At 45.8% G+C, this 12,233-nt stretch carries 12 protein-coding genes; all 12 read left to right on the forward strand.

What is annotated here, in order from left to right:
- The first annotated feature begins 4 nt into the window (after positions 1 to 4).
- The 12 genes from KKC1_RS08680 to KKC1_RS08735 all read left to right on the forward strand — a co-directional run bounded on the left by KKC1_RS08680 (position 5) and on the right by KKC1_RS08735 (position 12,228).
- Complete coding sequence (locus KKC1_RS08680; protein ID WP_088554073.1) at positions 5 to 898, forward strand: succinate--CoA ligase subunit alpha; 894 nt, start codon at positions 5 to 7, stop codon at positions 896 to 898.
- Between the two features lie 158 nt (positions 899 to 1,056).
- Positions 1,057 to 2,106: a DctP family TRAP transporter solute-binding subunit gene (locus KKC1_RS08685; protein WP_088554074.1), complete on the forward strand. Its 1,050-nt coding sequence runs from the start codon at positions 1,057 to 1,059 to the stop codon at positions 2,104 to 2,106.
- 76 nt (positions 2,107 to 2,182) lie between these two features.
- A complete protein-coding gene (locus tag KKC1_RS08690) occupies positions 2,183 to 2,683 on the forward strand; it encodes a TRAP transporter small permease (protein ID WP_192868154.1) in 501 nt (166 codons plus the stop codon).
- Complete coding sequence (locus KKC1_RS08695; protein ID WP_088554076.1) at positions 2,683 to 3,954, forward strand: TRAP transporter large permease; 1,272 nt, start codon at positions 2,683 to 2,685, stop codon at positions 3,952 to 3,954. The genes KKC1_RS08690 and KKC1_RS08695 overlap by 1 nt, the downstream gene beginning before the upstream one ends.
- A 37-nt stretch (positions 3,955 to 3,991) precedes the next feature.
- Entirely contained in the window at positions 3,992 to 5,344 is a 1,353-nt protein-coding gene (gene purB, locus KKC1_RS08700; RefSeq protein WP_088554077.1) for an adenylosuccinate lyase, read from the forward strand.
- Between the two features lie 271 nt (positions 5,345 to 5,615).
- The gene (locus KKC1_RS08705) at positions 5,616 to 6,224 is read left to right on the forward strand and encodes a succinate dehydrogenase cytochrome b558 subunit (protein WP_238134251.1); all 609 of its coding nucleotides are present in this window, start codon (positions 5,616 to 5,618) and stop codon (positions 6,222 to 6,224) included.
- 24 nt (positions 6,225 to 6,248) lie between these two features.
- Positions 6,249 to 8,027 carry a succinate dehydrogenase flavoprotein subunit gene (gene sdhA / locus KKC1_RS08710; protein ID WP_088554079.1) on the forward strand — a complete coding sequence of 593 codons (1,779 nt, stop codon included), beginning with the start codon at positions 6,249 to 6,251 and terminating at the stop codon, positions 8,025 to 8,027.
- Positions 8,005 to 8,751 carry a succinate dehydrogenase iron-sulfur subunit gene (gene sdhB / locus KKC1_RS08715; RefSeq protein ID WP_088554080.1) on the forward strand — a complete coding sequence of 249 codons (747 nt, stop codon included), beginning with the start codon at positions 8,005 to 8,007 and terminating at the stop codon, positions 8,749 to 8,751. Before sdhA ends, sdhB begins: the two co-directional genes overlap by 23 nt.
- A 25-nt stretch (positions 8,752 to 8,776) precedes the next feature.
- Positions 8,777 to 9,622: a fumarate hydratase gene (locus KKC1_RS08720; RefSeq protein ID WP_088554081.1), complete on the forward strand. Its 846-nt coding sequence runs from the start codon at positions 8,777 to 8,779 to the stop codon at positions 9,620 to 9,622.
- A 27-nt stretch (positions 9,623 to 9,649) separates the two neighbouring features.
- The gene (locus KKC1_RS08725; RefSeq protein WP_088554082.1) at positions 9,650 to 10,204 is read left to right on the forward strand and encodes a Fe-S-containing hydro-lyase; all 555 of its coding nucleotides are present in this window, start codon (positions 9,650 to 9,652) and stop codon (positions 10,202 to 10,204) included.
- 66 nt (positions 10,205 to 10,270) lie between these two features.
- The gene (locus tag KKC1_RS08730; protein ID WP_088554083.1) at positions 10,271 to 11,626 is read left to right on the forward strand and encodes an MmgE/PrpD family protein; all 1,356 of its coding nucleotides are present in this window, start codon (positions 10,271 to 10,273) and stop codon (positions 11,624 to 11,626) included.
- A gap of 17 nt (positions 11,627 to 11,643) precedes the next feature.
- Positions 11,644 to 12,228 carry a DUF1847 domain-containing protein gene (locus KKC1_RS08735; RefSeq protein ID WP_088554084.1) on the forward strand — a complete coding sequence of 195 codons (585 nt, stop codon included), beginning with the start codon at positions 11,644 to 11,646 and terminating at the stop codon, positions 12,226 to 12,228.
- Positions 12,229 to 12,233: the final 5 nt, after the last annotated feature.

Genomic DNA, 12,233 nt, shown 5'->3' on the forward strand with positions numbered 1-12,233 from the left:
GGTAGTGGCTATTTTGTTGGATCGAAACTGTAAAATTGTTGTGCAGGGAATTACCGGTCGGGAAGCATCCATGGTTACTAAACACACCTTGGATTATGGTACTCCTATCGTTGCGGGGGTGACCCCCGGCAAAGGCGGACAGGAAGTGCACGGAGTACCAGTGTATGACACGTTGAGGCAAGCCTGCCGGGAACATGAAATAAATACGGCTATGGTATATGTACCGCCGGCCTTTGTGCTTAGTGCGGTAATGGAGGCTATAGATAACGGCATCAAGTTTATATTTATAGCCACGGAAAACGTGCCGCAGCATGATGTCATTAAATTCTTGCATATTGCCCGAGAGGAAGGAGTACGCATAGTGGGACCAAACTCAGTGGGCATAATTAGTCCGGGAGAACGGATGAAATTAGGGGCTATAGGAGGCGACAATCCGGAGAGATGTTTTGTCCCCGGCCACGTGGGGGTGATTTCTCGCAGTGGAGGGATGACTGCTGAAACTGCCTGGATGGTTAAAAGAGCGGGGTACGGTGTAAGTACCTGCGTAAGCATTGGGGGTGACGCATTAATAGGCTCACCTCCCAAGGATTTGCTGGCTCTCTTTGAACAAGACACTGACACTCAAGCTGTAGTTACCTTTTCTGAGCCTGGTACAAATTTTGAAGAGGAAATGGCTGATTTTGTCCGGGAGGGAGGTTTTACTAAACCGCTGATTTCCTTCGTGGCCGGGAAGTTTACCGAGACGTTGCCGGAGGGAACGGTTTTCGGACATGCCGGGGCCATGATAGCGGGCGGAATGGGAAAACCTTCCCATAAAATAGAGAAGTTAAGAGACGCAGGGGTGCATGTCGCTGATAAGTTTGACGATATAATTACTTTATTACGGCAAATTTTATGATATTTTTTTAACCGTATTTGTAAGAAAATTTTAAATTGTTAAATTATCTTGTATCTAATCCGGGCTAATTGGAAAGGGGGTGTAAGTTGAGGGTCTACACTCTTGCAGGAGGTCCGTAATTAAGGAAATTTACAAAAAATGAAACGGAGGGATCCCTTTTGCGAAAAAGAGTTTTGAACGGTTTAATTGTAGGCCTGTTGGTATTGGTTCTCGCTTTGGTTACTACAGGTTGTGGTCAAGGCAGCGACGAAGTCGAAAGCAACAAAGCGGAAGGGCCAACTAAAGAAAAACCCATGATTCTTAAATTTTCTCATGTTAATACCCCAGATCACCCTAAAGGAGTTGCCGCCCAGAGATTTGCCGATTTAGTATATGAGCGTAGTGGTGGCAGGATAAAGATTGAAGTTTACCCATCGTCTCAATTATACGATGATTTACATTCAGTAGAAGCACTTCAGGCCGGCAATATTCACTTTATTGCTCCCTACAGTGGGAAGTTGACAGGATATGCGCCTGCCTTCCAGTTGTTACAGTTTCCTTTCCTTTTCCCGACGCCCGAAGATTTTTACCGTTTCAGCGATGGAGAGCTTGGACAACGTCTTTTGGACAAGTTGGAGAACATTGGTTTGAAAGGATTAGCTTACTGGGATAATGGTTTTATGCAGCTTATAAACAGCAAGAGACCTATCAGGACGGTGGAAGATTTCAAGGGGCTTAAATTCCGCATTCCAGGCGGTAAAATTACAGAGGCTCAGTACAAGCTGTTTGGTGCGTCCGCCATTACTTTACCCTTTAGTGAAGTATATGCAGCTTTACAACAGGGCACAGTGGACGGTTTGGAAAATACGTTTACTAACATTGAGACTATGAAGTTTTATGAAGTTACTAAGTACTTAACTATTAGTAACCATTCTTACTTGGGGTATATTGTTATTACTAACAAGGATTGGTGGGAAGGATTGCCTGACGATATTCGTACAATTCTGGCGGATGCATTGCAGGAAGTCTCCCAGTGGCAGCGGGAAAAAGCGCGTGAGTCAGAACATGCAAGCTTAGAAAAGCTGAAGCAGACCAAGCTAGAGATTATTGAATTGTCCCCGGAGGAAAGAGCTAAGATGAGGGAAGCGGTACTGCCGCTGTACGAAGAATTTGAGGACGTAGTAGGCAAAGAGCTACTGGAAGATGTTATCAAAATGGTGCAGCAGTAAGTACCTATCCGAGCCCGCTTGTAAAGTAGCGGGCTCGGAAGTCTTAGAATTCATCATTCTCAGGGAGGGATGTTTTTTGTCCCGGATTAATAGAATATGGAGCTTAATAGAGGACGTTACCTCCGGACTTCTCATCTCGGTGGCAGCTCTACTTACCTTCTACAATGTTTTTATGCGCTATGTATTCCAGAGTCCGGTTAACTGGGTTAGTGAAGTTGTTCGTTTTATGGTTATTTGGGGTGCCTTTATAGGGGCGGCAGTAGCTTTGCGGGAAAATTCACATATCAAGGTCGATCTGCTTTACGCCGTTCTGCCACGTCCGATGAAGAAAGTGGTTTCGCTTTTTGCCAATACGGTCGGATTAATGTTCTCTCTATTTCTGATCTGGCAGGGTAGCATTTTAGTTTCCTTCGTCAAGGCAAGAGGACAAGTCTCTTTCGATGTAGAGATACCCATGTTTTTGGTATATCTGGCGGTGCCCATTGGCGGGTTGTTTCTGGCTATTCGGTTTCTTGAACGGATCTATAAAATTTTTGTTTCACCGCAAACAAAGGAATTAGGGGATGGTGAACGGTAATGGTTTTAACACTATTTGGAGCATTTGTTGTTTTAATTTTACTTAACGTACCCATAGCTTTCAGCTTGGCCGTAGCCACCACATTAATTTTTATCCAACAAGGGAATTTTGCTTTATTCATGATCCCGCAACGTATGTTTACTTCCCTTGATAGTTTTACGCTGATGGCCATTCCGTTCTTTGTCTTCTCAGGTGTTTTACTGTCCCGGGGTGGAGTATCTAAATACTTAATAAACTGGTTGCGAACACTCTTGGGACATACCACCGGTGGGTTAAGTGTAGTGGCCATAGCTGCGTGTATGATCTTTGCTGCCATTTCTGGCTCCAGCCCAGCCACCGCTGCTGCTATAGGTTCAATTGTTATACCTGGAATGCTGGAAGCCGGTTACGATAAGAGATATTCCATGGGTATTGTGGCAGCGGGAGGAACGCTGGGTATCCTTATTCCTCCCAGCATAGCTCTGATTATCTACGGAGTAGTGGCAGAAGAATCGATAGGTAAGCTTTTCATGGCCGGTGTTATCCCCGGCATTCTTCTGGGTTTAATTTTGATTACGGCCGCTGTTGTTATTGCCAAGAGAAAGGGATTTGGTAAGCAGCGTGTTTGTACTTGGGGTGAACGGTTGGAAGCCACCAAGAAGGCTATCTGGGGAGCGATGTTACCCGTAATTATCCTGGGCAGCATATATACCGGGATAGCTACTCCTACCGAAGCAGCTGCTGTGTCGGTAGTCTATGCTTTGTTTGTAGCCATTTTTGTGTATAAAGAAATAACCTGGAAAGACATTCGGCCAATTCTGGTAGAGACTGCCTCTATCACCTCTATGATTTTTATGATTATTGCAGGAGCTATGTTATTTGCACTTTTATTGACCAGCGAGCAGGTTCCCCAGGTGGTAGCGCAGTTCATAGGTGAAAACTTTGCTTCCCGGTGGGGTTTTCTTATTGCCGTTAACATCATGTTTTTTATCATGGGTACTTTTTTAGAAGCTGTTTCCATTATACTCATTACTCTCCCCATTCTCTTACCTGTCATTAAACAGCTTGGTATAGATCCTATTCATTTTGCGATAATTATGACCATTAACATGGAACTGGCCATGATTACTCCTCCTGTAGGGTTGAACCTTTTTGTAGTAAGTGGTGTGGCCAAAGAGCCTCTCGGGGAGGTAGTACGAGGGGTATTGCCTTTCCTGATCATGATGATTGTGGGATTGTTTATAATTATGGCTTTTCCCAAGTTATCGTTATACCTTCCCAGTCTGATGTAAGAAAAACTTGAAAGCGGAGTGTAAGGGGGGGGTAAAGTTGGCTGCCCACATGTTGGACTCTATCCTGTTTGCAGATCAGTTTGGTACAGCTGAAATGCGGAACATTTTTGATGATGAAAACCTCATTCAGAAATGGCTAGATGTTGAGGTGGCATTGGCTAAAGCCGAGGCCGAGTTGGGCATTATTCCGAAAGAAGCTGCAGAAGAGATTGCCCGTAAGGGTAAAGTTGCATTTTTGGACTTAGCGGAAATGAAACGGCAGGTTGAGGTGACTGGGCACCCTATAGTTCCTTTGATCCGGGTATTTCGCGATGCTTGCGCAGGGGACGCGGGTGAATATATTCACTGGGGAGCCACAACCCAGGACATAATGGATACGGCTGTTATTCTGCAGTTAAAAGAGGCTTACGAGCTTATTGAAAAACAACTGACCGAAGTACACCGAGCGGCCTCGCTACTGGCTCAAAAATACAGAGACGTACCCATGCCCGGACGGACCCATGGACAACATGCCTTACCTATAACCTTTGGATACAAAGTGGCGATATGGGTTGGCGAAATGGGCAGACATTTGGAAAGGTTGAGGGAAAGTCGCAAGCGGGTTCTGGTAGGCAACTTTGCTGGTGCAGTAGGTACTCTAGCTTCTTTAGGGTATCAGGGACTGGAAGTTCAACGCTTGATGATGAAGGAATTGGGGCTTGAAGTGCCGGATGTGGCCTGGCATGTATCCCGCGATCGGATTGCTGAATTTTTATGTGTTGTTGGCCTGATTGCCTCTACTCTCGGGAAGATAGCCAATGAGATTATCAACTTACAGAAAACGGAACTGGGAGAAGTGGAAGAGCCTTTTGTTATAGGCAAAGTCGGCAGCAGTACTATGCCTCATAAGCGGAATCCTATGATCTGTGAGAACATAGTTGCTTTAACTCGAATAATCCGCGCCCAGGTTCCTTTAGCCTTGGAAACAGCATATCACCAGGAACATGAACGGGATATGAGCTCTTGGCAGGCGGAGTGGGAGTTTCTTCCGGAAGTTTGTATCCTGCTTTCGGCGGCACTTAAATATTCAGAACACGTCTTGCGAAATTTAACGGTATATCCTGCCAAAATGTATGAGAATCTTAATATTTCTGGTGGTTTGATTATGTCAGAAGCAGTTATGCTGCGGCTAGCAAGAGAAATTGGTAGGCAAAAGGCCCATGATCTGATTTATCAGATTACTATGGAATGTTTTGAAAAAGGCATTGCCTTGGTTGAAGGTTTATGTTCTCACCCAGTTGTCGGTCAGTTATTATCCAGAGACGAGGTTGAACATTTATTAGATCCAGTTAACTACACAGGTCTTTCAGCTTACTTTGTTGACCGTATCACTAAGGCGCATGAAGTATAATCGGGAGTAAATTTCACTGGTTCCAGGGAGAGAAAGAGAGATGTTAACTTGGTGTTCAAATTATGGACATAAGATACCTAGGGGATAATTTAATTACGTTTTTTGAAGCTCTCGCATGATTGTAATTTAAAGGATTGTTACTTATGAGGTGGCTGGCCTCATAATTGCTATCAGTTTGAAAATGAATAATGAAGGCCGCGGCTGGATGATTTTACCTGTTTAAATGGATAGGTCCACATTACAAAAGAACTGTCAAAAGGGGGGAAGGTTAGTGAGCAAGATCGGGTTTGTGACGCGGAAAGTTCATTCCCTGGCCGGCGTAGTACCGTTGACCGTATTTTTGTTCGAACATTTATATCTCAATTCATTTGCTCTTAAAGGAGCGGAAGCATATAATCAAAAGATTGCTTTTATGAAGGGGTTACCTTATTTAGGTTTTATTGAGCTTGTGTTCATTTTCATGCCATTGCTGTTTCATAGCATATATGGAATCTACGTGGTCTACCTGAGCAAAAATAACGTTCTGCAATACCCTTATTACCGAAATTGGTTGTTTTATTTGCAGCGTCTAACGGCCATCGTTACGTTGGTGTTTGTGTCAATTCATATTTATTCCTTGAGGTTTGCCAATTTGCTTTACGGGAAAGAAGTATCTTTTGCAGCCATGCAGGAATTATTATTGAACCCGTGGGTACTGGCATTCTATGTAATAGGCGTGATAGCAACTGTATTTCATATGTCTAACGGGCTATGGGGCTTTTTGGTAAGTTGGGGTATTGCGGTAGGACCGAGAGCACAACAGGTATTATCTGCAGTTTGCGGTATGATCTTTATTTTACTCAGTTACGTTGGAATCAATGCGTTGATGGCATTTGTTTAAATATGAAAGAGGTGATGAAACTTGATGGAAAAGAAAGTTATTGTGGTAGGTGGTGGTTTGGCCGGCTTGATGACTACTTTAAAGGCTGCCGAGGCTGGTTTAAAGGTAGATCTGTTTTCTGTAGTACCCGTAAGAAGATCTCACTCGGTTTGTGCTCAGGGAGGCATTAATGCGGCGGTCAATACCGGGGGCGAAGGAGATTCACCGGAAAAGCATTTTTATGAAACAATTTATGCGGGGGATTTCCTGGCGAATCAACCTCCTGTGAAAGCGATGTGTGAAGCCGGTCCGGGAATAATCTTCATGTTCGACCGGATGGGCGTAATGTTCAACCGGACTCCAGAAGGGTTTCTGGAGTTTAGAGGTGTAGGCGGAGCAAAATACCGCCGTACAGCTTTTGCCGGCTCTACTACCGGTCAACAGCTTCTTTACGCGCTGGACGAACAGGTTCGAAGGTTTGAAGTGGAGGGGAAAGTTCGAAAGTATGAGGGATGGGAATTCCTGGCGGCAGTTATTGACGATACAGGCATTTGCCGTGGCATCATTGCCCAAAACTTAACCAATATGGAGATTCATGCCTTTGCTGGAGAGGCAGTAGTGTTGGCGACCGGCGGACCGGGGATGATCTTCGGACGGACAACCAATTCTACCATCAATACGGGATTTGCTGCCAGCACCGTCTATGAGCAGGGAGTATACTATGCTAACGGCGAGTTTATCCAGATTCATCCAACCGCTATTCCGGGCAGTGATAAATGCAGGCTGATATCGGAGACCGTACGCGGTGAAGGTGGACGGGTCTGGACATATAAGGATGGCAAGAAATGGTATTTTCTAGAGGAGTGGTATCCGGCCTATGGAAACCTTGTTCCTAGGGATGTAGCCGCACGAGCGATTTTTAAAGTCTGTGTGGAAATGGGTTTGGGCATAGAAGGTAAGAATGCTGTATATTTGGACATTACTCATAAAGATCCTGAAGAAATGGAGGTAAGATTGGGTGGCGTCTTAGAGATTTACCGTAAATTTATTGGAGAAGACCCTTTAAAGGTACCGATGAAAGTCTTTCCGGCAGTCCATTACTCTATGGGAGGGTTATGGGTTGATTACAATCAAATGACCAATATCCCGGGACTTTTTGCTGCGGGAGAATGTGAGTATCAATACCACGGAGCTAACCGAATGGGAGCTAACTCACTGTTATCGGCCATTTATGGAGGCATGGTGGCCGGTATGCGGGTTAAGGAATACATAGAGGGACTCGATAAATCGGGACAGGATATCTCCAAGAGAATTTTTGAAATAGAAGTTAAGCGACAAAGGGAAAAATTTGACAACATCTGCAAAATGGATGGAACAGAGAATCCATGGCAACTTCACCGGGAACTGTCGGAATGGATGAACACCAATGTTACCGTAGTTCGTTACAATAAAAAGTTGCAGGAAACTGATAACAAAATTCAGGAATTGATGGAGAGATACAAGAAGATTAACGTTTTTGACAGATCGAGCTGGTGTAATGAAGCTGTGATCTTTACCAGGCAGCTGTGGGGGATGCTTCAGTTAGCCAGAGTGATTACTTTAGGTGCATTGAACCGTAACGAAAGCCGTGGAGCTCATTATAAGCCGGAATACCCAGAGCGAGACGACGTTAACTGGCTGAAAACGACCAAAGCAAGATACACGGTGGACGGACCGGAATTCAGTTACGAGGACGTAGACATCCGGTATTTTAAGCCTAAACCCAGGAGGTACGATGTAGAACTGGAGGAGGTGGCCAAACGTGGCGGACAAAATTCGGCTTAGAATTAGGCGGCAGGCCAGCCCGCAGGATTCGCCGTATTGGGAAGAGTTTGAGGTTGAGTATGAACCTAACATGAACGTGGTTTCTGCTTTAATGGCCATTCAGAGAAACCCGGTTAATGCCGACGGGAAACCCACTACTCCTGTAGTTTGGGAATGTAATTGTTTGGAGGAAGTATGCGGTGCCTGCACTATGATTATCAACGGTAAGGTAAGGCAGGCCTGTAGTGCGCTGGTAGACCGTTTGGCTCAACCTATCGTTTTACAGCCCCTTACCAAATTTCCTTTGATTAAGGATTTAAAAGTAGACAGAAGTGTGATGTTTGAAAATTTAAAAAAAGTGAAGGCATGGATCCCCATAGACGGGTTTTTTGACCTGGGCCCCGGCCCGCGTTTTCCGGAAAAAACCAGGCGGTGGGCTTATGAGCTTTCCAGATGCATGACCTGCGGGTGCTGTATGGAAGTTTGCCCCAATGTCAATCAAAGGAGTAACTTTATCGGACCTGCTGCTATAGCTCAGGTAAGATTATTCAACGCTCATCCTACCGGCGCCATGCACAAGGAGGAGCGCCTGGATGCTTTGATGGAGGAGGGGGGTATAGCGGAGTGCGGTAACGCCCAGAATTGTGTCCGTGCCTGTCCGAAACAGATCCCTCTTACTACTTCTATCGCTGAATTAAATAGAGAAACGGTTGTTCATGGGCTTAAAAGGTGGCTTAGTAAGTAGTGGACAATTGGAGGTGACTAACGATATGCGGGAAATTCATGTCCGTGAAATCACCGAAACGGTAGCAAGGCTGTGCCAGGAGGCTAACTATGAGCTTTGCCCGGATGTTAGAGAGAGTTTGTTAGGTGCGTTGGAAAAAGAGGAATCGCCAGTGGGAAGAGAGATTTTGGAGCAGTTGGTGAGGAATGCTGAGATCGCTCAAAAGAATAAAGTTCCGGTCTGCCAAGATACCGGGATGGCGGTGGTGTTTTTAGAAATAGGTTCCGAGGTTTGTATTGTGGGGGGAGATTTAACCGAAGCGATTAACCAGGGTGTCAGAAAAGGGTATACTGACGGATATTTGCGGAAATCGGTAGTCAAGGATCCGCTGTTTAACCGCATCAATACCGGAGACAACACTCCTGCCGTAATTCATACGGAAATTGTTAACGGCGACTGCTTAAAAATTAGCGTACTACCGAAAGGTTTCGGTGGGGAGAACATGAGTGCTATCAAGATGATGGTACCGGCGGATGGTCTTGAAGGGGTGAAAAAATTCATCATCGACTGCGTGGATAAGGCAGGTCCTAACCCATGTCCTCCTGTAGTGGTGGGGGTTGGAGTTGGTGGTACTTTTGAAAAGGCGGCGTTGCTGGCCAAAAAGGCTTTACTGAGACCGGTGGGAAGCCATCACTCTCAACCAGAGGTGGCTGAACTGGAAAAAGAGCTGTTGTCTGCTATAAATGACTTGGGAATTGGTCCGCAGGGATTGGGTGGGCGCGTTACTGCTCTAGCTGTCCACATAGAAACCTATCCTACCCATATTGGTGGATTGCCCGTAGCGGTTAACATCAATTGTAATGCCGGCAGGCATCGGGAAATTATTTTATAGGCAAACGAAATTCCGGAGGTGTGGTCAATGTCAGCAATCCGGGTTCAAGCACCCCTTACTGATGAACAAGTGAGAAAGTTGAATATCGGACAAAAAGTTTTGATTTCTGGAGAAGTCTATACTGCACGGGATGCTGCCCACAAACTCATGGTCGAGTTATTGCAAAAAGGGGAAAAGTTACCGGTGGACTTGCGGGGACAAATTGTCTACTATGTCGGCCCGACCCCAGCCAAGCCGGGGCAGGTCATCGGTTCGGCCGGTCCTACCACCAGTGGTCGTATGGATGCTTATACCCCGGTTCTGCTTAAAACTGGGTTAAAGGGAATGATCGGGAAAGGAGCCAGATCCCGGGAGGTACGGGAGGCTATGCAAAAATATGGTGCCGTTTATTTTGCTGCTGTTGGCGGTTCCGCAGCTTTGCTGGCCCAGTATATTAAAGAGGCCGAAGTGGTGGCTTACGAGCATTTGGGTACAGAGGCGGTAAGGAGATTAATTATCGAAGATTTTCCGGCCATAGTGGTAAATGATGCTCATGGTCGTGATCTGTACCAGGAAGGAAAAGCGCAATACCGCAGAGTTTAGTGACAAAGGAAGAAGATGGTACTTTTTTCAGTGTTTGAGGAAATTTCGGATAAAGGGGGGGAATAGATGATTTCTAAGGAACTGGCGAGTTTTATCTACCGTACCAATTTTAGTAGCTTACCGCCTGAAGTAATTGAATATGCCAAGCTCTGCATCTTGGACTGGTTAGGTTCGGCTTTAGCCGGTTCTGATAAATTACCGGGGAAGATCCTTTCTCAGTTAGTGACGAAGCTGGGAGGCACTCCTCAGGCTACGGTGCTAACTGACGGAAGTAAAAATTCGTGTTTGCACGCTGCGCTGGTTAACGGGGCTATTTCCCACACTGTAGAGTTGGACGATGTACATAAAGGTTCAATCTTCCATCCGGCAGCACCTATAATTCCGGCTGCTTTAGCTGCGGCCGAAATGAAGGGAGCCGGGGGCAAAGAACTTCTTACCGCGGTGGTGATAGGTTACGATGTGGGCATCAGAATTGGGGAGGCGGTTACTCCTTCACATTACTATTACTGGCATACAACGGCTACCTGCGGTACTTTTGGAGCTGCTGCAGCGGTAGGAAAAATCGTGGGCCTGACAGAGGAACAATTGGTGCACGCGTTGGGCAATGCTGGTACGCAGGCTGCAGGTTTGTGGGAATTTATCGAAGATGGGGCTATGACCAAACACCTGCATCCGGGAAAAGCTGCTATGAACGGACTTTTGGCGGCCTTGCTGGCTGAAAGGAATTTTACAGGAGCCGCTAGAATTATTGAGGGTCGGAGGGGCTTTTGCCGGGCAACTGCCTCTGAATATGATCTCGAAAAAATAACTGACAGGCTAGGCAAACATTACAAAATTACGGAAACCAGTTTCAAAATTCACGCTTCTTGCCGGCACACTCATCAGACTGTTGACATTGTTTTAGACTTAATGCGAAAATACGGGTTGTCCTTTGAGGAAATTGCAAAGGTGCGGGTTAGAGCGTACCAAATAGCCTTGAATATCACTGACAATGCTGATCCGGAGACTCCTTACGCAGCTAAGTTCAGTACTCAGTTCTGTGTAGCACTGGCGGCTAGGTACGGAAGGGTAGGACTGGAAGAATTTTCTGAAGATAACCTGCGAGATCCCCAATTGCGGGAATTCCTGTCCCGTGTAGAGTTTGTTACCGATCCGGATCTGGATTCTGCTTATCCAGCCAAGTGGCCGGGCAGGGTGGAAATTATCCTCAAAGACGGACGTAAATTTACGGGATATACGGATTTCCCGAAAGGAGATCCGGAGAACCCTGTTAGCCGGGAAGAACTGATTGAAAAGTTTCGGCAATTAGCCGGAGCGTTCCTAACGCCCTCGCGTCTGGAAAAGGTAATCACGGATGTCTTGCAACTCGAGTATATAAGCGATGTACGGAAAATAACGAGCGGATTGGGAAGTAATGATTAAAGAAAGAGGTGTTAAATATGCGGTGTGCCGCATGTCAAGAACGGCGTTGCTACAACCATGGGAAAGTGTGTGTTGATTATGCTGATAAGGTGATGCCTCACTACGAAGATCCGGAACAGCGGAAAATTCTTTCCACAGCGGGCCGGTTAGAAAGCGAATATTATATGAAATTAACCCGACTAGAAGAACTAATGCGTTTTGCGCGGGAGATGGGTTACAGTCGTCTGGGCATGGCTTTTTGTGTTGGACTGGGAGATGAGGCTGCCATTTTAAATAAGGCTCTCGAAAAAGAAGGCTTCCAAGTGAGTTCTGTTTGTTGCAAGGTGTGCGGTATTGACAAGAGAAAGTTCAACATACCTAACATTATAGAAGACCGGTATGAGGCTACTTGCAACCCGGTAGGCCAGGCTATGATACTGAATGATAGCAAGACCGAATTAAACATTATTGTAGGCTTATGTATTGGCCATGACATTTTGTTCACCAAGTATTCGAAGGCTCCGGTAACCACCTTGGTGGTAAAGGACCGGGTATTAGCCCACAATCCTTTAGGGGTAATCTATACCGGTTATTATCGGGTAAAGAAATTGGGGTTGAAGTAGGAGGC

Source organism: Calderihabitans maritimus (assembly GCF_002207765.1).
Lineage (GTDB): Bacteria > Bacillota > KKC1 > Calderihabitantales > Calderihabitantaceae > Calderihabitans > Calderihabitans maritimus.